The 20,557-nt window shown below is 69.5% G+C and carries 19 protein-coding genes; 9 read left to right on the top strand and 10 right to left on the bottom strand.

Annotation, left to right across the window (positions count from 1 at the left end; genetic code table 11):
- Positions 1-99 precede the first annotated feature (99 nt).
- Complete coding sequence (locus ACFVH2_RS00420; protein WP_378425869.1) at positions 100-2,424, top strand: ATP-binding protein; 2,325 nt, start codon at positions 100-102, stop codon at positions 2,422-2,424.
- 142 nt (positions 2,425-2,566) lie between these two features.
- Positions 2,567-2,710, top strand: coding sequence for a hypothetical protein (locus ACFVH2_RS00415; RefSeq protein WP_378425867.1), 144 nt, complete (start codon positions 2,567-2,569; stop codon positions 2,708-2,710).
- A gap of 131 nt (positions 2,711-2,841) precedes the next feature.
- Here the strand turns inward: ACFVH2_RS00415 and ACFVH2_RS00410 are convergent, their stop codons facing one another.
- From ACFVH2_RS00410 to ACFVH2_RS00400, 3 genes are all read right to left on the bottom strand, one after another.
- Positions 2,842-3,291 (bottom strand): iron chaperone, encoded by a 450-nt coding sequence (locus tag ACFVH2_RS00410; RefSeq protein ID WP_378425865.1) that lies wholly within the window; start codon positions 3,289-3,291, stop codon positions 2,842-2,844.
- A 67-nt stretch (positions 3,292-3,358) separates the two neighbouring features.
- The gene (locus ACFVH2_RS00405; protein WP_378425863.1) at positions 3,359-3,574 is read right to left on the bottom strand and encodes a hypothetical protein; all 216 of its coding nucleotides are present in this window, start codon (positions 3,572-3,574) and stop codon (positions 3,359-3,361) included.
- Between the two features lie 58 nt (positions 3,575-3,632).
- On the bottom strand, positions 3,633-3,989 hold the full coding sequence (locus tag ACFVH2_RS00400; RefSeq protein WP_378425861.1) for a VOC family protein: 357 nt from the start codon (positions 3,987-3,989) through the stop codon (positions 3,633-3,635).
- 210 nt (positions 3,990-4,199) lie between these two features.
- Here ACFVH2_RS00400 and ACFVH2_RS00395 point away from each other — a divergent pair, with 210 nt between their 5' ends.
- Positions 4,200-6,998 carry an ATP-binding protein gene (locus ACFVH2_RS00395; RefSeq protein WP_378425859.1) on the top strand — a complete coding sequence of 933 codons (2,799 nt, stop codon included), beginning with the start codon at positions 4,200-4,202 and terminating at the stop codon, positions 6,996-6,998.
- 74 nt (positions 6,999-7,072) lie between these two features.
- Here the strand turns inward: ACFVH2_RS00395 and helR are convergent, their stop codons facing one another.
- The 4 genes from helR to ACFVH2_RS00375 all read right to left on the bottom strand — a co-directional run bounded on the left by helR (position 7,073) and on the right by ACFVH2_RS00375 (position 12,277).
- Entirely contained in the window at positions 7,073-9,295 is a 2,223-nt protein-coding gene (gene helR, locus ACFVH2_RS00390) for an RNA polymerase recycling motor ATPase HelR (RefSeq protein WP_378425857.1), read from the bottom strand.
- A gap of 291 nt (positions 9,296-9,586) precedes the next feature.
- Positions 9,587-9,826 (bottom strand): hypothetical protein, encoded by a 240-nt coding sequence (locus ACFVH2_RS00385; protein ID WP_378425855.1) that lies wholly within the window; start codon positions 9,824-9,826, stop codon positions 9,587-9,589.
- 372 nt (positions 9,827-10,198) lie between these two features.
- Entirely contained in the window at positions 10,199-11,455 is a 1,257-nt protein-coding gene (locus ACFVH2_RS00380) for a hypothetical protein (RefSeq protein ID WP_378425853.1), read from the bottom strand.
- Positions 11,456-11,515: 60 nt separating this feature from the next.
- Positions 11,516-12,277 carry an IclR family transcriptional regulator gene (locus ACFVH2_RS00375; protein ID WP_378425851.1) on the bottom strand — a complete coding sequence of 254 codons (762 nt, stop codon included), beginning with the start codon at positions 12,275-12,277 and terminating at the stop codon, positions 11,516-11,518.
- A gap of 68 nt (positions 12,278-12,345) precedes the next feature.
- Between ACFVH2_RS00375 and ACFVH2_RS00370 the strand changes: the two genes are divergently transcribed.
- The 3 genes from ACFVH2_RS00370 to dmpG are packed head-to-tail and all read left to right on the top strand — an operon-like array spanning position 12,346 to position 15,136.
- Positions 12,346-13,170, top strand: a complete 825-nt coding sequence (locus ACFVH2_RS00370; RefSeq protein WP_378425849.1) for a 2-keto-4-pentenoate hydratase — start codon at positions 12,346-12,348, stop codon at positions 13,168-13,170.
- Entirely contained in the window at positions 13,167-14,111 is a 945-nt protein-coding gene (locus tag ACFVH2_RS00365) for an acetaldehyde dehydrogenase (acetylating) (RefSeq protein WP_378425848.1), read from the top strand. Before ACFVH2_RS00370 ends, ACFVH2_RS00365 begins: the two co-directional genes overlap by 4 nt.
- Positions 14,108-15,136 (top strand): 4-hydroxy-2-oxovalerate aldolase, encoded by a 1,029-nt coding sequence (gene dmpG, locus ACFVH2_RS00360; protein WP_378425846.1) that lies wholly within the window; start codon positions 14,108-14,110, stop codon positions 15,134-15,136. The genes ACFVH2_RS00365 and dmpG overlap by 4 nt, the downstream gene beginning before the upstream one ends.
- 65 nt (positions 15,137-15,201) lie before the next feature.
- Here the strand turns inward: dmpG and ACFVH2_RS00355 are convergent, their stop codons facing one another.
- Together ACFVH2_RS00355 and ACFVH2_RS00350 are read right to left on the bottom strand one after the other, a co-directional pair.
- Positions 15,202-16,362, bottom strand: coding sequence for a hypothetical protein (locus ACFVH2_RS00355; protein WP_378425844.1), 1,161 nt, complete (start codon positions 16,360-16,362; stop codon positions 15,202-15,204).
- A complete protein-coding gene (locus ACFVH2_RS00350; protein ID WP_378425842.1) occupies positions 16,362-17,312 on the bottom strand; it encodes a metal-dependent hydrolase in 951 nt (316 codons plus the stop codon). The genes ACFVH2_RS00355 and ACFVH2_RS00350 overlap by 1 nt, the downstream gene beginning before the upstream one ends.
- A 172-nt stretch (positions 17,313-17,484) precedes the next feature.
- On the opposite strand from ACFVH2_RS00350, the gene ACFVH2_RS00345 reads away from it, so the two are divergent.
- On the top strand, positions 17,485-18,093 hold the full coding sequence (locus ACFVH2_RS00345) for a TetR/AcrR family transcriptional regulator (protein WP_378425840.1): 609 nt from the start codon (positions 17,485-17,487) through the stop codon (positions 18,091-18,093).
- Between the two features lie 67 nt (positions 18,094-18,160).
- Here ACFVH2_RS00345 and ACFVH2_RS00340 read toward each other — a convergent pair whose 3' ends face one another.
- Positions 18,161-19,051, bottom strand: coding sequence for a helix-turn-helix domain-containing protein (locus ACFVH2_RS00340; RefSeq protein WP_378425838.1), 891 nt, complete (start codon positions 19,049-19,051; stop codon positions 18,161-18,163).
- A gap of 92 nt (positions 19,052-19,143) precedes the next feature.
- Here ACFVH2_RS00340 and ACFVH2_RS00335 point away from each other — a divergent pair, with 92 nt between their 5' ends.
- Positions 19,144-20,370, top strand: a complete 1,227-nt coding sequence (locus tag ACFVH2_RS00335; protein ID WP_378425836.1) for a cytochrome P450 — start codon at positions 19,144-19,146, stop codon at positions 20,368-20,370.
- Positions 20,367-20,519: a hypothetical protein gene (locus tag ACFVH2_RS00330; RefSeq protein WP_378425834.1), complete on the top strand. Its 153-nt coding sequence runs from the start codon at positions 20,367-20,369 to the stop codon at positions 20,517-20,519. Before ACFVH2_RS00335 ends, ACFVH2_RS00330 begins: the two co-directional genes overlap by 4 nt.
- Positions 20,520-20,557 lie beyond the last annotated feature (38 nt).

Raw genomic sequence — 20,557 nt, 5'->3', positions numbered from 1 at the left:
CTTCACCCACTCGGATCCCGGCGAGCGATACCCTTACTTCGTCAGGTGCGCCGCGTAGCCGCAGCGTAGCGGCGCCGCGATCACGAAGGGACGTCACCGATGCCGTCGGCGGCGCGCGAGCGGGTGGGTAACCTCCCGCACGAGCTCACCAACTTCGTCGGCCGCCGCCGCGAGCTGGCGGAGGTCCGTCGGTTGCTGTCCGAGTCGCGCCTGGTGACCTTGACCGGCATGGGCGGTGTCGGGAAGACCCGGCTCGCGCTGCGGGCTGCCGCGAACCTGCAGCAAGCCTTCGAGGACGGCGTCTGGCTGGTCGAACTCGGCGGGCTACGCGACCCGGCGTTCGTGGCGGACACGGTCGCGGCCGCGCTCGGCCTGCGTGAGCGGATCGGCCGCCCGGCGCAGGTGCTGTTGGCCGACTTCCTGGCCGATCGGCACCTGCTGCTGGTGCTCGACAACTGCGAACACCTGGTGCACGAGGTCGCGACGCTGGCCGAGTCGCTGCTGCGCGCGGCCGCCGGACTGCGAATCCTCGCGACGAGCCGGGAGGCGCTGGCCGCCGGTGGGGAGGCGGTGCTGCGGGTGCCTCCGCTGACGGTGCCCGATTCCGATCGCGACTCGACGCTGCGCGGGCTGCCTCGCTACGACGCGGTGAAGCTGTTCACGCAGCGCGCCTGCGCGGTGGTCCCCGGGTTCGGTCTCACCGAGGAGAACAAGGTGGCGGTCACCCGGATCTGCCAGCGGCTCGAGGGGTTGCCGTTGCCGATCGAGCTGGCCGCGGCCCGGTTGCGGGCGCTGTCGGCCGAGCAGCTGTTGCAGCGGCTCACCGACCGATACCGGCTGCTGACCACCGGCAACCGCGTCGCCCCGTCACGGCAGCAGACGTTGCGGCTGTGCATCGACTGGAGCCACGACCTGCTGGACGACCGGGAGCGGACGCTGTGGCGCCGGCTGGGGGTGTTCGCCGGCGGCATCGAGCTCGATGCCGCGGCGGAGGTCTGCGGCAGCGACTTCGCCGACGACGAGCTGGTCGACGTGTTGGCCTCGCTCGTCGACAAGTCGATCCTGATCCGCGAGGAGACGGGCGAGGTCGTCCGGTACCGGTTGCTCGAGACTCTGCGCGAGTACGGCCGCGAGAAGCTGCAGGAGGCCGGGGAGTACCCCGACATGCGTCGTCGACATCGGGATTGGTTCGAGGAGCTGGCGCGGCAGGCGCGGGCCGAATGGATCGGCCCACGCCAACTCGAATGGGCCGATCGGCTGACCCGCGAGCAGCCGAACCTGCGCGATGCACTGGAGTTCTGCGTGAGCGAGCCCGGGCAGTCAGGGGCCGGGCTGGTGATGGCCGTCGCGCTGTACCAGTACTGGATCTCGCGCGGCCTGTACGGCGAGGCCAAGAGTTGGCTGGACCGAGCGCTCGCCTGCACCGACGGGCACGGGCCCGCGGAGCGGATACCCGGGCTGTGCGCCAACAGCGTGCTCGCCGAGATGCAGGGCGACATCGAGTCCGCTCGGTCGCAGATCGAGGAGATGCGCGGGCTCGTCGACAAGGTGGACGACCCGGCGACGAAGACGCTGCTCGATCTCGGTACCGGGTTCCTGTCCATGTTCTCCGGCGACCTGCCCCGCGCGGTGGACTGCTTCGAGTCGGCCCTCGCGGGATTCCGCGCCGAGGGCGACCTGCTCCAGCAGGTCGAGGCGCTGTTCGGGCTGGCGCTGGCGCGGGGGGTGTGGGGCGACCCCGACCGCGCCATCGCCTGCCAGGAGGAGGCGCTGGCCATCACCGCATCCCACGGGGAGTCGATGTACCGGTCGTACGTGATGTGGACGCTCGGCATGGCGCTGTTCCAGCGCCGTGAGCTGGCCCGCAGTACGGAGCTGATCGAATCGGGACTGCGGCTGACCCGCGAGGTGGGCGATCCGCTCGCGACGTCCACCTGCCTCGAGACCCTCGCCTGGATCGCGTCGGACGAGGACCGGGCCGAGCGGGCCGCGGTACTGATGGGCGCCGCGGTCTCGGTCGGCGAGGCCGCGGGCAACCCGACGATCGTCATCCGCGACCTGCACGGGCACCACGATCGAGTGTGGGAGAACGCCGGTCAGGTTCTCGGCCCACGCGCCTTCGAGGCCGCCTACCGCCGCGGGCGGGACCTCGACATCGACGCGGCGGTCGCCTACGCCCTCAACGACAAGGCGCCCGCCACCCCCAGGGCCAGTGAACCGGGTGTCCGGCTCACCCGACGGGAGCGGGAGGTCGCCGAACTCGTCGGGCAGGGACTGACCAACAAGGCCATCGCGCAGCGGTTGGTGATCGCGCAGCGCACCGCCGAGGGGCACGTGGAGAACGTCCTCGCGAAACTCGGATTCACGACCCGCACGCAGGTCGCGGCCTGGATCGTCGCGGACGACACGGGCCCGGCCGGATAGGTCCCTGGATTTCCGAAGCCGGCCCCGGGGTGTCCCGACGGGTCCGGTCCCGGTGGGATCCGCCGGTCTTTTCGTTCTGTAACGGAATCGCCTCCGCGACCGACTGTTCTGATGAATTCATCAACGACTGGGGAGGCAACGAATGGGTTCGGCTGTAGATGTCCTGGAATGGATCCGTGAGGGGTACCTGGCCGGTGATCCGGTGCGATCCGCGCTGTTCGTCGGGGCGTCGTTCGTCACGATGCCGCTGCAACTTCTCGCGACGATGCTGGGGCAGCCCTTCTAGCCCGGAGTCGGCATCGAACCGGAAAGCCGCCCTTCCCACCGCGGGACGGGCGGCTTTCGCGTTCAGGGAACCGTCGAGGCTCGACTTCTGATGTGCCACTGGTGCCTTCGCGGCCCTCGGCTGTCCAGTTCTCAGCCGGCCGCCTGCTTCACGAGCTCGCCGATCCGCTGCTCGGCGGCGGCAGTCCACTCCGTCAGCGCGAACGAGGTCGGCCACACAGTCCCGTCGTCGAGGGTGGCCTTGTCCTCGAAACCGAGTGTCGCGTAACGCGACTTGAACTTCTCCGCGCTACGGAAGAAGCAGACCACCTTGCTGTCCTTCGCGTAGGCGGGCATGCCGTACCAGAGCTTCGGCGAGAGGCCCGGCGCGCTGGCCTTGACGACGGCGTGGATCCCCTCGGCGAGAACGCGATCGGACTCCGCCATCTCGGCGATCTTCGCGAGCACGTCCTGCTCCCCGTCCGCCTTGGTGGCGCGTGAGCCGCGGCGCGCGGCCGTCTTCAGCTCCTGGGCGTGTTCCTTCATCGCGGCGCGTTCGTCGTCCGTGAATCCCAGTGCGGACTCGGTCTTCTGAGCGGTCATTGCTCCATCTCCTTCGTGACGGTCTCGGTGAGGGTGATCTCGATCCCGGGGAACGGATGTCCCCGGGTCACTGCATGACGGCGGTCCGCCGCGCACTGCGTCGTGTGTACGGCAGGGCGAACAGGTACAGGCCGCTGAACAGGAGAACGGCGAGCGGGAGCAGCGGCAGGTAGGAGAACCAGATGGCGGCCTGCAGCGCCACGGCGACCGTCGCGATGATGACGGTGACGGTGAAAACGATGGCCGTCCAGCGGTGGATCTGACGGAACCTGGCGTGGTTCATGAGGACTCCTTGGGTAGACGAGCAGCAGTGGTGGTCGAGGGCGGCGGTGGCGCGGGACTCAGCGGTCCTGGATCAGCCCGAGCACGTTGCCGTCGGTGTCGGTGAAGGTGGCCACCAGGCGGCCGCCACCGACCTCGTGCGCGGGTTCCTCGACGGTGGCTCCGGCGGCGGTCACCTCGGTCAACTTCGCCTCGATGTCCGGCACGTGCCAATAGGCCACCGGCGAAGTCATGGCCTGCGGCCCGCCGTTCGGCACCAGCCCGATGTGCTGGCCCTCGGCCTCGAAGCCGACGTAGTAGGGCGAGTCGGTCTGCGGGGCCACGCCGAGCAGAGCCGCGTACACGGCCTTGGCCGCCGCGAGATCCGACACGGGGTGCAGCACGGTCTTGATTCCCTGGGTGGCAGAGCTGGTCATGATCACTCCTGAAGTCGTGGGTCGGATCGACCCGGGCTGTCCGTCCGTCGAGGTGAACCGGACGTGTTGACACCATCTCGTTCGGCGGGGTCGTTCCACATCCGTGGCGACCACGGAAACTCCCACGGATCGGGGCACGGATCGTCGGCGACCGACACGGAGACCGTCCGAAGACCCTGAGCACGCGACGGGTGCTGCAAAATGAGGCCCATGACGGCGACGGTGGATATCTCCGCTCGGGAAGCCGAGGTTCTCGCGCTGGTGGGAGAGCACCTCAGCAACGCGGAGATCGGGGCGCGGCTGTTCATCTCGGTACGGACGGTGGAGAGTCACGTCTCCTCGTTGCTGCGCAAGCTGGATGTCCCGGATCGTCGAGCGCTCGCCCGGCGCGCGTCAGCACCTGCGAGCGCCGACCGGTCGCACCCCGCCCCGGTCCTGCCGACACCGCTGACCTCGTTCGTCGGCCGGACACGGGAGCGTGCCGAGCTGGGCGAGATGCTCGGGGAGCACCGGCAGGTGACGGCGGTCGGTCCCGGTGGCGTGGGCAAGACCCGGCTCGCGTTGACGGTCGCCGCGGACACGGCCGGCGAGTTCCCCGACGGCGTGTGGTTCGTCGATCTGGTCCCGATCACCAGCCCGGACATGAGCGTGGTCGCCGGCACGGTCGCCCTCGCGCTAGGCCTCGGCGAGCAGCCCGGCCACAGCATCGACGAGTCGGTGCCGGCCGCGCTGGCCGACCGCCACGCCCTCCTGGTGCTGGACAACTGCGAGCACGTGCGCGACGGAGTGGCGCTGTTCATCGAACGGCTGCTTGCGAAGTGCCCCCGCTTGACGGTGCTGGCGACCAGCCGGGCTCGGCTGATGGTCCCGTTCGAACGGGTCTTCACGGTCCCGCCGATGTCGCTGGCCGGCGACGGCGAATCGGACGCGGTCGCGCTGTTCATGGACCGCGCGTCGGCGAGTGGGTGGCCGCCGAATCATGCACTGCGCGACGAGGTTGCCGCGTTCTGCGGGCGGCTGGACGGTGTGGCGCTGGCGATCGAGCTGGCCGCTGCCCGCTGGACCACGCTCGGGCTCGACGGCCTCAACGCCGGCCTGTCCGACCAGCTCCGGATGCTCGCCGGTGGAGCCCGCGCCGAGGACCGGCACCGCTCGGTGCGGGCGGCGCTGGACTGGAGCCACGCCCTGCTCGAGCCGGAAGATCGGATGCTCCTGCGCCGGGTGTCGGTGTTCAGGAAGTCGTTCACCATCGATACGGCGGCGGTGGTGGCCGCGTCCGAGAAGGGCGTTGTCGCTGACGGATTGGCCCGGCTAGTCGAGCAGAGCCTGCTGGTGGCGTCGCCGTCCCGGATGGGGACCGAGTACCGGGCGCTGGAATCCATCCGCCAGTACGGGACCGAGCAGCTCGGCGAGGCCGGTGAGCTGGTCGAGGTCCGGGCCCGACACCTGAACTGGTGCCTGTCCGAGGCCGCCGACCTGGAGACGGTGCGAGCGGACTGGCGGCCGCGATTCGACGCGGTGGCCGACGACCTCCGTGCCGCGACGGCGTGGGCTGCGGACCGGCCGGAGCAGCGCGTGGACGCGTGCCGCCTCGCCCGGGACTTGGCGGACCTGCTCTTCACCCGCAACCTGATCGGCGAGTCCCAGTGGCGCTACGAGCAGGCTGCCGCGCTCGCGGACGACCCGGCCGAGAGCGCCGCAATGCTGAGACAGGCTGCGGCCGTGGCGGGATGCCGCATGCGTGGCGACGACATGTACGGCTTCCACCGCGCAGCCGCGGACGCCGCCCACCGGGCCGGAGACCCGGCCGGCGCCGCCCGCGACCTGGCGACCGCCGCCGCCAACGCGTACCGGTTCGCGACGAAGTTCGTCCGGGTCCTGCCGCCGGAGGAGGCGATCGCTCTCGTCACCGAGGCTCGGGAGCTCGCCGGCGACGACCCGGACGCGCGGGCCGCGGTGGCGCTGGCAGAGGCCGGACGGGCGCTCACCGACGCCTTCGCCGACCGGTACCCGCCCGACGACGCCGCATCGGAGACGATCGCGTGCGCCGAGCGTGCGGTCGACCTCGCGCACCGCACCGGCGACCCGCTGGCCGAGTCCGCCGCACTCGACACGCTGGCCGGCGCCCAGAGCTGGGCGGGCGACACCTTCGCCGCGGCGGCCACGGCGCGGCGCCGAATGGCGTTGCTGGAGTACGCGCCGGTCACGCCGGCCGGTACCCACGAGCTGATCGAAGCGCTTGCCGAGGCCAGCGAGGCCAGCCTCGGCGCGGGGGACCTGGTGGGTGCCCGGCGGTGGGCGCGGCAGCTCGCGGAGCATCCGCTGCTGGCGGAGGTCGGCCATCGTGCCACGAGCTGGCTGCTGGTGGCCGACGCGCTGGCCGGCAACGTCGACGACGTGCTCACCGTCAGTGGTCGGTTCCTCGAGTCGTGGCAGAGGGCGGGCAGCCCCGCCCGGTCGGCGCTCGGCCCGCCGGTCGCAGGGGTGGCGATGATCCACGGCCTGCGGGACGACCCGGACGCCCGGAGCGAGTGGAGCCCGATCCTTCGTCAACTCGGTAGCGAACCGGGGCAGGCCGACGGCTACGGCGCGGTCTTCGACGCGCTTGTCCTGCTGCACCGGGGACACGCCGGCGAGGCGCTGGAACGGATGGCGCCCGAGCACGGCGAGGTGTGGCGGTGGGTCACGTGGATCTGGCTGCACTGGTATGTGGCGTTGCGCGCCGAGGCCACCGTGCTCGCAGGCAGCCCCGATGCCGGCGAGCGCCTGGCGGAGGCCAGCACCCTTGTGGCCGGCAACCCCGTCGCCGGCGCCATCGTCGAGCGAGCGGAGGCGCTGCTCGCGGAGAACCAACAGCGGCTGCTCGCCACCGCGGATACCTTCGACGCCGCCGGGTGCCGGTACCAGTCGGCCCGGACCAGGGTGCTCGCCGGTGGCGAGCACGGCGCCCGTGGCGCGGCCGAGCTCGCCGAACTCGGCCTCGCCCCAATGGCGCCTGTCGCGTGGTAGGCGCCGTGCTCGTTGCGCTCGCTGCGGCACTCGTCGGATTGCCCTGAACCCCAGCGGATCCGACGCCGGGATCGCTACCGCCGACGGCTTTCGGCCCGGGCGGGCGTCCCGGTCTCGGCGAGCCCGCTCAGCACCTGCGGCAGCGGCCCACGGTGCAGCACGCCGAGGCGTTGGGTGGCGCGGGTGAGGGCCACGTAGAGTTCGGCCGCGCCGCGTGGGCCGTCGGCGAGAATCCGTTCCGGATCCACCACCAGAACGGCGTCGAACTCCAGGCCCTTCGTCTCCGACGCCGGGACCGTGCCCGGCACGCCCGGTGGCCCGATCACGATGCTGGTGCCCTCGCGCTCGGCTTCGTCCCGCTCGAACTCCTCGATGGTAGTGGGCAGTTCGTCATCGGTGACCCGCCTCGACCACGGCGAGACACCGCACGCACGGACGGACTCCGGCGGCTGGACACCGGGCGCGAACTCGGCGAGCAGCGCGGCGGCGACGGTCATGATCTCCGCCGGCGTGCGGTAGTTGACGGACAGCGCCCGGTAGGCCCAGCGACCGGGTACGTACGGCTCGAACATCGCGCCCCACGACGTCGCACCGGCCGCGGACCGGCGCTGAGCGAGATCGCCTACCACCGTGAAGGATCGGCCCGGGCAACGCCGCATCAGCACCCGCCAGTCCATCGCCGACAGTTCTTGCGCCTCGTCGACCACGACGTGCCGGTACGTCCAGTCCCGGTCCGCGGCAGCGCGTTCGGCGAGCTCCCGGCTGTCGCGCTCGACGAAGCGTTCCGCCAGGTCCTCGGCGTAGAGCAGGTCGGTGGCGAACAGATGGTCCTCGTCGTCCATGTGGTCCTCGCGGCCGACCATGAGGTCCAGCACGCCCGCGGCGTACTCGGCCTCGGCCTTGCGTTCCCTGTCGGCGGTCCGATCCACCGGCTTGTCCCGGCCCAGCATGTCGACGAGTTCGTCGAGGAGCGGTACGTCCGACACCGTCCAGGCATCCCCGTCGGCGCGCCACAGCGCCTGGTCGGCCCCCGCCCCACGCAGTCGTTCTCGAGACGTATACAGCTGTGCCAGAAGTGTTTCCGGTGTGAGTATCGGCCAGAGTTCGTCGAGCGCGGCGGTGAACCGTTCGTTGTCGGCGAGCTCCTCGGTCAGGTCCGCGCGTAACTGCTCCCACGCATCACGGTCCTTGCGGGTCAACCAGCCCCGGCCGATCCGGGCAATCGCCCGTTCGGTGAGCACCCAGGTGACGATCTCGCGGAACACCGCACGCGCCTCGTTGTGCGGCAGCCCGCTCGCGCGCGCCTCCTGGATGGCCCATTCCGCGGTCTCGGCGTCGATCCGCACCACGGCATCCGACAGTTCGATCTGCAGCGGTTCCTCCGGCAGGCGCTGCCGATCGGCGATCGCCGCCGTGAGCACGTCCAGGATCTTCAGCGAGCCCTTGAGTCGCGCGGCGTTCGGAGCGTCCTCGGCGGTGACGTGCAAGCCGGGCACGAGATCACCCGTGGTCGTGAGCACCACGTTGGACTCGCCCAGCGACGGCAGGACGCGTCCGATGTGGTTCAGGAAGGCCGGGTTGGGCCCGACCACGAGCACGCCGTGGCGTTCCATCCGCTCCCGCTGGGTGTAGAGCAGGTACGCCACGCGGTGCAGCGCCACCACGGTCTTCCCGGTACCCGGTCCGCCCTCGATGACCAGCACCCCGGGGTGATTCAGCCGGATGATCTGGTCCTGCTCGACCTGAATGGTCGCGACGATGTCGCGCATCCCGTCTCCGCGCGGCGCGTTGACGGCCGCGAGCAGGGCTGCGTCTCCCCTGTCCCCGCGCTCACTGTCACCGGGCCGGCCGAGACCCTCGTCGGTGAAGTCGACCACGTACCGCCCGCGTGTGTGGAACTGGCGGCGTCGGCTCATGCCCTCCGGGTTCGCCGCGGTGGCGACGTAGAACGCACGCGCGGCGGGCGCCCGCCAGTCGAGCAGCAGCGGCTCGAACTCGTCTGCCTCGTCGAAGATGCCGATCCGGCCCACGTAGGACCGTTCGCCCGACAGGGTGTCCAACCTGCCGAAGCACAGTCCGTCGTCCGCCACGTCCAGCCGCGTCACCTCGGTGGCCAGTGCGTGAACCGCGGCATCGCGCTCGACGAGCGTCCCGCCGTTGGTGACGTCGATGGGGCTCCGCAACGCCGCGCCGTACCTCCCCTTCACTCGTGCGCGCTCGGCGTCGAGCCGCGCGTACAGCTCGGCGACGTAGCTCCGCTCGGCTGCCAGTTCGTCGTCATAACCCTGAGTTGACATGCGCCCCTTACTGTTTCCTGGACAGCCGATCCGCCGTGCTGTGCACGGGCGTTCTCGGCTGACCCGCGTTGCCGCTGCTTCCGGCTCCCCGGATTCCGGCTCGGGTTGACGATTCTGCGGCACGACCGGGGTCTTGCCGCAAGCCCCCCAGTGGGATATAAGTTGAAAGTGGAAGGGGGTTAGTACTCCCCTCCTTCCCTCGGTTGCGACGCACTCGGTGGCGTGAGCGACGAGAGTCGGCCAGTCCCGGTCCGCGGGCGATCGGCCCCGACGACGTTCGAGGAACGAGCGTCAGTTGTTCTCGTTGAGTGCGAGGATGCGATGGGCATCGTCGATGAGGCTCTGCGGCACCGCTCCCTCGACCTCCTCGGTGCGTCGGGCGGACTCGGCGAGCTGGTGACGCTCCTGCTCGGCAGAGATTGTGTTGTCACGGCCGTCGTCCGCTGACTTGTCGCGAATCCACTCGAGTCGGTCGATGAATCCCGCACTGCCCGCATGCTCGCCAGATCGGCAGCTGGCGCCGAGGATCACCCGCCGCGCGTACGGATCGTCGGGGCCCGGATGGCAGGGCTTGACGTGGGGGCTGAAACGTTGTCTGTTCAGTCGGCAGAGGCCCAGTACCCGACCGCGGCAGGTGGGCCAGGCTGCGCGGCTACCGGCAGCGCCACGCCGTCAGAGTCTGTCCACGGTTCGGTTTCCAGTTCCGTAGCCGTCGGTAGTGGATCGGTGTGGAGTTGTACGAACTACTGGTGCTCGGCCGCGGTTGGTCGCTCGAGCGATACGCGCACTGGGCAGCGCGTGCCATCGTGGCCGCACTGACGTGACCGCCTGGCTCGGGACGAGAGTCCTGCTCGCCTCACGCAATTGAAAGGCACTGCACCATAGTTGCTTTCGGAGCTCTCCTCACTGAAGCGCTGCCAACAGGATGGTGAGGGCCTGCACCTCGGTCGCGGGGTCCGGCTTGCCGGCGCGCACCGCGGAGAGGGCGCCGTCGATCCGATCGTCGAGCACGTGCCAGGCCGCCTTGTCCATGGGGCGCAGGGTCGACTCGCCGTCGTCCCACGCGGTTTCGAGGTCCTTGGCCCTGGCTCGGGCCCCGGCCTGGTCGCCGCCCTGCACGTCGGTGAGCGCGTTCTGCGCGATGGTGCGGAAATTCGCGGTCTCGGCCGGCGGGAAGTGTGCGGTCGTCCGACCCGGGTCGAGCGCAGTGGTCACGGACTCCGTGCCGGTTTCCTCGTCGCTCGCCGCCGTCGCATGCGGCTGCCCGGCGGCCCACATGAGCAGAGCGCCGGTGAGGAGAGCGACTACGGCGTAGTAGCCGAGCATGAGCTTCTCGCGCTCCGGACGTGCGGTTGCGGCCGACGTGTGGGTCCGGTCGCGTTCTTCGACCACGTCGCTGCGTGAGCGCGTGAGGTATGCGACCGTCGCGAGGATCGCGACGAGAAAGATCACGCTGGTGAGGGCGGTACCCAGGCCGAGTCCGTGCTCGGTCGACGGGGAGGCGAACCAGTCGCCGAGGTTCGCGCCGAGCGGCCGGGTCAGAATGTACGCAACCCAGAAGGACAGCACAGCATTCGCGCCCAGCCGCCAGCCGATCACGACCAGGACGATCAGCCCGGCCGGCAGGAGCACCGCGGTGCCGGGTCCCCAGCCGGTGAGGTCGAGTGTCCAGTCGCCGGCCGCTGTGCCCAGGGCGAACGTGACCAGTACTGCGAGCCAGTAGAACAACTCCCGCGGCATCGTGACGATGCTGTGGATGGAGAGGGTCCGCTCGCGGGCGAACCACACGCCGAACACGATGGCCAGGACCGCGGCGAACACGCCCGTGCTCACGGCGAGCGGAACGCCCAGATTGTCGGTGAGGATGTCGGTGTAGAGCGTGCCCGTCACGCTGAGCACGACGACCGTCAGCCAGTAGACGAACGGCACGTAGCGGTTGAGGCGCAACTGCCACCCGAGAACCGCGGCAAGTACTGCGGTGAAGACGAGAGCGGTTGCGTTCAGGCCCACACCGAGGGTCATGTTGATCCAGTCGGCGAAGCTCTCCCCCACGGTGGTGCAGAGGATCTTGATGACCCAGAACCACACCGTGATCTCGGGCACCTTGCTGAGCATCACGCCCGGGGTCGGGACGATCTCGGATCTCGTTGTCTCGCTCACAACGCCAGACCGTAGAGAGGTGTGGCTGAACCGACGCTGAGAACGGGACGGGCGATGCCCCTATCGGAGCCGCTCGCGGCGGGCCAAGGTGCTGCCCAGTCCCGCGGCCGCCGCACGAACGGCCCCGACCTGGCTCTCCGGTCGGAACCTGCCGGTCGGTCCGGTGACGCTGATGGCGGCGAGGGGCTCCTCGCCCTGTCCGAACACCGGAGCGGCCACGCAGTTGAGGCCGAGTGCGGATTCCTCGTGCTCGAAGGCCACCCCCGTCTCCACGATCCGCGTCAGCTGGCGGCGCAGCAGTCCGGGCGCGACGACGGTGTGCGCGGTGCGGCGGGCCATCGGCGACGACAGCACCTCCTGCTGGATCTCCGGAGCGGCGTGCGCCAGCAGCGCCTTGCCGATTGCGGTGCAGTGCAACGGATTCCGTCCGCCAGTCCGGGAAGGGGACTTCGCCTGGCGGTGGCCGCCGATCTTCGCGATGTACACGACGTCGTGACCCTCCCGCACGCCGAGGTGCACGGTCTCGTGGGTGCGCTCGTACAGGTCCTGCAGGAACGGCATCGCGACCTCGAGCAGGCTCCGCTCGAGCGAAGCCCGCATCCCCAGTTCGAAGAGGCCGCCGCTGAGCCGGTAGCCGCCGTCGACCCGGTCGAGCAGCCGGTTCGCGACGAGGTCGCCCGCGAGTCGATGCACGGTGGCCTTGTGCAGCCCCGTCCGACGGACCAGGTCGGCGAGGGCGAGTACCTGGTCCTCCGCTCGGAAGGCGCGCAGGATCGTCACCGCCTTGCCGAGCACGGTGTCGAGGTCCGCCGCGTCCGCCACCGGAAAAGTGTATCGCTGAGTGAGACGACAGCCTGGTTCGGGGAGCCGTCGACCGTCACAGTGGTGGCATGAACCAACCCACGAACTCCGTCCCGGCGCGGGAGGCCGACGTCGCCGCCGCGGCGGACCGCCTCGTGTCCGCCGCCGCGGCCGGTGTGCCCTGCGCGCCGGTCCGGGACCTGATCGGCAGCGACGACCTCGCCGCCGCGTACGCCGTGCAGAATCGTGTCAACGGTCTCCGGCAGGAGGCCGGCGCCAAGGTGGTTGGCCGCAAGATCGGCCTGACCTCGGTGGCTGTCCAGCAGCAGCTCGGTGTCGACCAGCCCGACCTCGGTGTCCTGTTCGACGACATGGACTTTCCGAACGGCGCCGACATCCCGATGAGCCGCCTGATCCAGCCCAAGATCGAGGGTGAGGTCGGGTTCGTGCTCGGCGCCGACCTGATCGAGGGTCCGCTGGACGCGGCGCAGGTCCGCGGGGCGATCGAGTACGCCGTCGCCGCGCTCGAGATCTGCGACAGCCGAATCGAGAACTGGGACATCCGCTTCGGCGACACCGTTGCCGACAACGCGTCCTCCGGCGTGTACGTCCTCGGGACCGAGCGCCGCACTCTCGACGAGGTCGCGCCGGTGGACGTCACCATGTCGATGGCGGTCGACGGCCGCGAGGTGTCGAGCGGTAACGGCGCCGCCTGCCTGGGCGACCCGATCGAGGCCGTGGTGTGGCTCGCCCGCACGGCCCGTGAACTCGGCCAGCCGCTGCTCGCCGGTCAGGTGATCCTGTCCGGCGCCCTCGGCCCGATGGCGCCCGTCGGCGCCGGCAACACCGTCACCGTCACCGTGTCCGGACTCGGCACCGTGACCGCCCGTTTCGTGGGAGAGAAGGAAGCATGAGCAAAGTCAAGGTCGCGATCATCGGATCGGGCAACATCGGCACCGATCTGATGATCAAGGTGCTCAACCATTCGGAGCACCTGGAAATGGGCGCGATGGTCGGTATCGACCCCGCCTCCGACGGTCTGGCACGGGCGGCGAAGCTCGGCGTGCCGATCACCGCCGAGGGCGTCGAGGGCCTCGTCGCCCTGCCGAACTTCGACGAGATCGAGATCGTCTTCGACGCCACGTCGGCGAAGGCGCACGTCGCGAACGATGCGCGTCTGCGCCCGCTCGGCAAGCGCATGATCGACCTCACCCCCGCCGCGATCGGGCCGTACGTGATCCCCGCGGTCAACGGCGACGACCACCTCGATGCCGCGAACGTGAACATGGTGACGTGTGGTGGCCAGGCCACCATCCCGATGGTCGCGGCCGTCTCCCGGGTGGTCCCGGTGGCCTACGCCGAGATCGTCGCCTCCATTGCGTCGAAGTCGGCCGGCCCCGGCACCCGCGCCAACATCGACGAGTTCACCGAGACCACGTCCGCGGCAATCGTGTCGGTCGGCGGCGCCAAGCGCGGCAAGGCCATCATCATCCTCAACCCCGCCGAGCCGCCGCTGATCATGCGGGACACGGTCTTCTGCCTCGTCGACGCGCCGGACCCGGCCACCCACGACGAGATCCGCCAGTCCGTCGAGAAGATGGTCGGCGACGTCTCGGCCTACGTCCCCGGATACCGCCTCAAGCAGCAGGTCCAGATCACCGAGATCCCCGCCGACCAGCCGGTCGAGACCCTGATCGTCGACGGCAACCGCCCGACCCACCAGGTGTCGATCTTCCTCGAGGTCGAGGGCGCCGGACACTACCTGCCCGCGTACGCCGGCAACCTCGACATCATGACCTCCGCCGGACAGCAGATCGCAGAGCGGATCGCACAGAAGAAGGAAGCCACCCGATGAGCAACCCCACCATCTTCGTCCAGGACGTCACCCTCCGGGACGGCATGCACGCGGTGCGCCACCGGATCTCGCCGGAGGACGTCAAGCGCATCGTGACCGCCCTCGACGCCGCGGGCGTCGACGCCATCGAGGTCGCGCACGGTGACGGTCTCGCCGGCGGATCGGTGAACTACGGTCCCGGCTCGAACACCGACTGGGAGTGGATCGAGGCCGCGGCGGATTCCATCAAGAACGCTCGGCTGACCACGTTGCTGCTGCCCGGTGTCGGCACCATCGAGGAGCTCAAGCACGCCTACAAGCTGGGTGTGCGGTCGGTGCGCATCGCGACGCACTGCACCGAGGCCGACGTCTCCGCGCAGCACATCGAGACCGCGCGCGAGATCGGCATGGACGTCTCGGGCTTCCTGATGATGAGCCACATGGCGCCCGCGGAGGAGCTCGCCAAGCAGGCCAAGCTCATGGAGTCGTACGGCGCGCACTGCGTCTACGTCACCGACTCGGGCGGACGCCTGACCATGGGCGGGGTCCGCGACCGGGTCCGCGCCTACAAGGAGGTCCTCAACGAGGGCACCGAAATCGGCATTCACGCCCACGAGAACCTCTCGCTGTCGGTGGCCAACAGCGTCGTCGCTGTCGAGGAGGGCGTCTACCGCGTCGACGCGTCCCTCGCCGGACACGGTGCGGGCGCGGGCAACTGCCCGATCGAGCCGTTCATCGCGGTCGCCGACCTGTACGAGTGGAAGCACGGCTGCGACGTGTTTGCCCTGCAGGACGCCGCCGACGACATCGTCCGTCCGCTGCAGGACCGGCCGGTGCGCGTCGACCGTGAGACCCTGACCCTCGGCTACGCCGGTGTGTACTCGAGCTTCCTGCGGCACGCGGAGACGGCGTCGGCCCGCTACGGCATCGACGTCCGCACCCTGCTGCTCGAGGCAGGCAAGCGCAAGCTGGTCGGCGGCCAGGAGGACATGATCGTCGACATCGCCCTGAACCTGGTCGCGGAGCGCGAGGGCGCCACCGCCTGACCCAGGCATCTCTCCTCTCGGGCGCTGTGACCGTTTCGGTCACAGCGCCCGAGGCGTTTCTCGTCCTACGCCGTGCCTGTCGCGGCCAGCTCTGTGCCGGAGGGACTGCCGTTCCGGTCGGACTTCTGCTGGGGCACAGTGAAGGTCGCGACCACGCTGACGACGGCGATCGCGAAGCAGGCGACCGTGTACCACAGGCTTCCGATCGGATCGCCGTCCTCGGTGCGGCCGTCGACGGCGCCGAACCAGTCCGGCAGAGCCGTGATCCACAGGACGGCCATCACCGCGAGGTACACCAGCGCGTACGCCTGCACGAACCCGTTGCGGTACGGCGCTACGTCCGAGGTGCCTGCGCGCAGCGCCGACCACTGCCGAACCAGGACCACGACGGCGACCACCGAGAGCACGGCCAGCTCCGCGGCGTAGAGGAACCCGCGGGCCGTGTCGCTTCCCATGCCGAAGACGGTCGCCGGGAGCGGGAGCACGAACACCCCGACCGAGGCGGTGAGACCGATCACCACGGTGCGCCACACCAATTGCAGACCGGAGAAGCGCCGGCCCGCATCGACGTGCCGGCCGACGAAGAACTGGACGCACAGCGCCAACGACATCGGCCACAGCGCGGCGAACACCACGACGCTCGGCAGTGGAACCGAATCGAAGAAGGGCTGGTTGACCTTGTTGTCGAGCGTCCACTCCCACCAGCGCAGTTGCGGTCCGAGCTGGTCGAAGATCTCGTAGAACGCGTGGTGCACGAAGCCGACGCACACCGCGCCGAGGAGCACGCCGTAGCGCCGGAACACGCCGAGCATCCGGACGATCTCGAACGCGATGGTGGCCATCAGCGGGTAGATCGCGACGATGTACAGCGGCAGGCGGCCCCACAGGAAGTCCACGGTGAACACGTTGTGCGCGAACATCGTGCCCAGGTACTCCTCGGTACCGAAGGCGGCCGGGAAGTAGATCGGCGGCTCGATCACGAACAGGAACGCGGTGGCGCCGAACCACAGCACCAGGTTGGTGGGATCGCCGTGCCGGCGCAGCCGCGCGATCGCGTAGACGAGCGCGAGCACCGCCCCGAGGACGATGGTGAACTCGAGGACCGGCAGGGTCCAGTTCTCCAGCGCGACCGGGTTGCGGACCTCGGCGAGCCCACCGGCCTCCTCGCACGAGAAGCCCAGGCGGGTCGCGAGATCCGCGAAGGTGGGCGAACAGTGGTCCGACATCAGTTCGCCCCCGCCGTGACCGGCTCGGCCCCGGGCTTCTGCGGGTCCGCGGTGTACCAGCGGGTGCAGTCGTAGCCGGCGTCGTAGCGGGTGAACCACTCGTCGGCGAGGACGGGCAGTTTCTCGTGTGCGGGCTTGTGTCCGGGCATCTGGCTGCGAACGGCGCCGGACAGGGCGGTGAGTTGCTCACCGATCGGCAGGCCGTCGAACGCGCGCGGCATCGGCCCCTTGGTCAGGTACGGCGCGAAGGCGGTGAGTACCTTCTGCTTGGCCCGGTGCCGGGCGAACATCGACATCGAGTCGACCTTCCGCTCGGACAGCGGAACGTGCTGGTTGAAGCCCGCGCAGGCAATCCGGATCGACTTCATCACGTGCGCGAAGATCGAGGGCGCCATTCGCATCCGGTACAGCTCGTTGCCGACGACGGCGTTGTAGATGATCAGCGCCGAACTGCGGTGCTCGACCTCCTCGACGAAGTGCCAGAGGAACAGCGACGCGACCCGGTCGTCGCCGGGCCGGAACAAGGTGGCCTCGTTGTCGAGCATCAGTTTGAAGACCGGGGTGAAGGTGGCCTCCAGGTCGGCGGTGTACGCGAGCCGGTAGTTGATCGAGGTCCGCTCGGTGAGGAGGTCGAACTCGCCGACGACCGCGTCGAGGGTGTTCTGCAGGCCGGGGTACCGCCGGATCAGCGCGTTCACGTGCTGGCGGTGCGCGGTGGAGTGGTGGCCCTCCTGGCGCATGAACGCCACCGCCTCCGCTGCGACCTCGGGATCGGTCATCAGCGGCTTGGCCTGCAGGATCAGCTTCACGATCATCTTCTCGAAGCCGATCGCCAGGAACGAGACCGCGTTGGACATGCTCGACCATGCGGGGTTCTCGGGGTTCCACAGGAAGGGGACGTCGTGGTCCTCGAATCCGAAATCCATCTTTCGGGGCTGAAGGTTGGTCACTGCTCCGATACCTCGTCTTTCGCAAGTGGGCTGCTCGGTGGCCCGCTCGGATACGTCGAAGCCACGATGGCGGTGATCATACGCACATGCGAGCACGTGTATGGTCACGTTTCATCGATCCCGTCGCGAAGCGCGGACGGGCGACCCGCCGTGCTGTGATACCGTCCGCCCGGTGGCACGAAGGCGTGGGTGGGGCGGCAGTCCGCCGGACAGCGATGACGAGGCGTCCCGTCGAATAGTTTCCGCCGCAGTCGATTTGATCGGACAGACGGGTTCGGCCATCAGCATTGCCGACGTCGCGGAGTCGCTGGGTGTCATCCGTCAGACGGTGTACCGGTACTTCCCCAGCGCGGACGCCCTGATGAGGGCGGCGGCGATCGCGTCGGTCGACGGGTTTCTCGATCGGCTGACGCGACAGGTGAGCGGCATCGAGGATCCGGTCGACGCGATGACCGAGGGCGTGGTGTACACGCTGGCCGAGGTGCGTCGGACGCCTCACCTGGGCATTCTGTTGACGGGCACCTACTCGAACGTCCACCCCGACGGCCTCACGTCCGAGGAGGCACGAACCTTCGGCATGGCGATGATCAAGCGCTTCGACGTCGATTGGGAGCGTCACGGGTACGACGACGCGTCACTGCGTGATCTCGTCGAGTACGTCCTGCGAACGATGCAGTCGTTCTTCGTCTCCCCTGGTAATCCGCCACGGAGCGACGACGAACTCCGGCGCTACCTGCGCCGCTGGATGGGAAGTGCTATCGCGGCTCAGGCGAAGCCGTGAATTCCGCTGTGTCCGAGTAGCTTCTCGGATCCCGAGTGGCCGCCGAGCCCGATCGGCGTCGCGGTAGTCAGTCCCAGGTGCTGAGTTCGTTTGCGGCCTGGGTTATCTCGCGAATGTAGTGTTGGCGCTCGCGAGCCGAGACGGCCGACCGGAGGGGACCGATCTGCAGTTCCCACAACGGTTCCCCGGCCGAATCGAAGACCGGCGCGGACAGGTAGCTGATGGGCAGGTCGCGGTCGGACGCGAGCGTGGCGCCGTCGTAGAGGTGTCCGCTGGTGTCGGTGATGATCGCCTGCACGCTGTCCCGGAGTCGCTGACTGGCCGGGTCCGCCGAGAGATGCGAGACCACCTGCGCCAGAACGTCGATGCGATCGATGTCGGCGGCGTCGGCCCCCCATACGCCGACGCCGTCCTCGGCGATCTGCGCCAGGGTCTTCGCGAGCTGCGCGCGGCGATCGGCGGGGACGGTGTCGAGCCACCGCTGTTGGAGTGCTCGATCCGAGACCGCGACGACGGCCGCACCGCCCGGCGCCTGCATGGGCAGTCGCAGGCCCACCTCGATGCCCGCCGGGATGTGGCCGAGGCCCTCGGTCATGGCGACGAAGACCAGCCGTCCGTCCTCGACGAGGCTCAGCGCGGCACCGCAACCCACGCGGGCCGCCAGGGCCTCGATGCGCCCGGTCAGTCCGTCGGGCACCGGCAGCTTCCCCCGGGCCTTCTCCGCGATGGCGGCCAGCGCCGGGCCCGGGACGTAGCGCAGGTCCGCCAGCCGGCGCACCCATCCACGTTCACGCAGTGCGCTCAGGATCGCCCCGACGGTCGACCGGCTCAGCCCGAGTGCGTCCGCCAGGTCGGCGGACGTGGCCGGCCCGTCGAGCGCGGTGAGCATCTCGACGATGGACACGACCCGGTCCGTGGGCGGAGACGGGCTGGTGGCGCCGCTCTTGTCATCTGCCATGAAAGCTCCTACCCTCGGGCGCAATACCAATAAACGTATCGCATCATGCGAATATTCGCATCCGGATTTTCGCATCAGCCTGAGGAGTGCCGGTGACCGCACCATCCGTTCTCGACGACCTCGACATCGAGGGTGTCGACTTCGCGTTCGAGGACAACCCGAACATCCACGCCGTCCTGGCGGAGCTGCGCGCCAAGAAGCCCTACGCGATCGTGCCGTTCGCCGGCGTCCGCGCCGTGCTGCTGCTCGACCACGAGCTCGTCACCGCCGCGTTCAAGGACGAGGAGACCTTCCCCGCCTCGGCGATCTACCCGATGACCACCGGACCGGTCCTGGGCAAGACCCTGCAGTGCATGGCCGGCTCCGAGCACCGCAAGAACCGCTCGCTGATCTCGCCGCCGTTCCGCCGCAAGGTGGTCGCCGACTACATCGAGCCGCTGCTCGTGCCGCTCGCGCACGAGCTGATCGACCGGTTCGCCGACCGCGGCACCGCGGACCTGGTCGCCGAGTTCACCACCCGCTACCCGGTGCTGCTGATCAGCCGCCTGATCGGGTTGCCCGTCACCGACGAGGCGCAGGTGCACAAGTGGGCGCACGACCTGTTCTACTTCCCGTTCGACCCCGAGGCCGCGATGCGCGCCTCGCAGGAGTTCACCGACCTGCTCACCCCGATCCTCGCAGAGCGCCGCCGCAACCCCGGCGACGACCTGATCTCCACCCTGGTCACCGAGGTGGTGCACGACGACGACGAGCTCGACGGTGCGACGCTCAGTGACGAGGAGGTGCTCTCGTTCCTGCGGCTGCTCTTCCCCGCCGGGGCCGACACCACGATGCTCGCGCTCGGCAACACCCTCTCCGCGCTGCTCACCCACGACGACCAGATGGAGATGCTGCGCTCGGACCTCGATGAGCACGCGCTGTGGGCGGTCTGGGAAGGACTGCGCTGGGAGCCCCCTGTCGGCCTGCTCCCCCGCGCCTGCCCGGAGGCCACCAACTGGAACGGCATCGAGATCCCGGCCCTGACGCCGATGATCTTCTCGATCAACGCCGCCCACCGCGATCCCGCCCAGTGGCCGGACCCGCACCGCTTCGACATCACCCGCCGCAAGACCGCGATGCTCTCCTTCGGCCAGGGCGCGCACAGTTGCGCCGGCAACTGGCTCGCCCTCGCCGAACTCGAAATCGCCCTCAAGGCCCTCCTCGAACGACTGCCCGGGCTACGCCTGCAGGACGGCGCCGCGGACCGCGCGAAGGTCACCAGCCAGGTCGGCGTCGCACTCCGAGGACCCAACGAGCTTGCCGTGCAATGGGATCTGTGACACTGAACCGAATCTCCACCCAGCAGGAAGAGGAATTGATCATGGAAAAGCTCCGCAACTACGGCTTGCTCGTCAAGTACCTGGTCACCACCCAGTGGCGCAAGCTGCGCGGTACCTCGGGCAACGAGGGATCGCAGAACGCCGGCTGACGGCGGTCCAGTCGCGCCGCACGATCGACAACAGGAGG

The sequence above is a fragment of the Rhodococcus sp. NPDC127527 genome, from assembly GCF_042672245.1.
Taxonomy (GTDB): domain Bacteria; phylum Actinomycetota; class Actinomycetes; order Mycobacteriales; family Mycobacteriaceae; genus Rhodococcus_G.
This window is presented reverse-complemented; position numbering and strand designations above follow the sequence as displayed.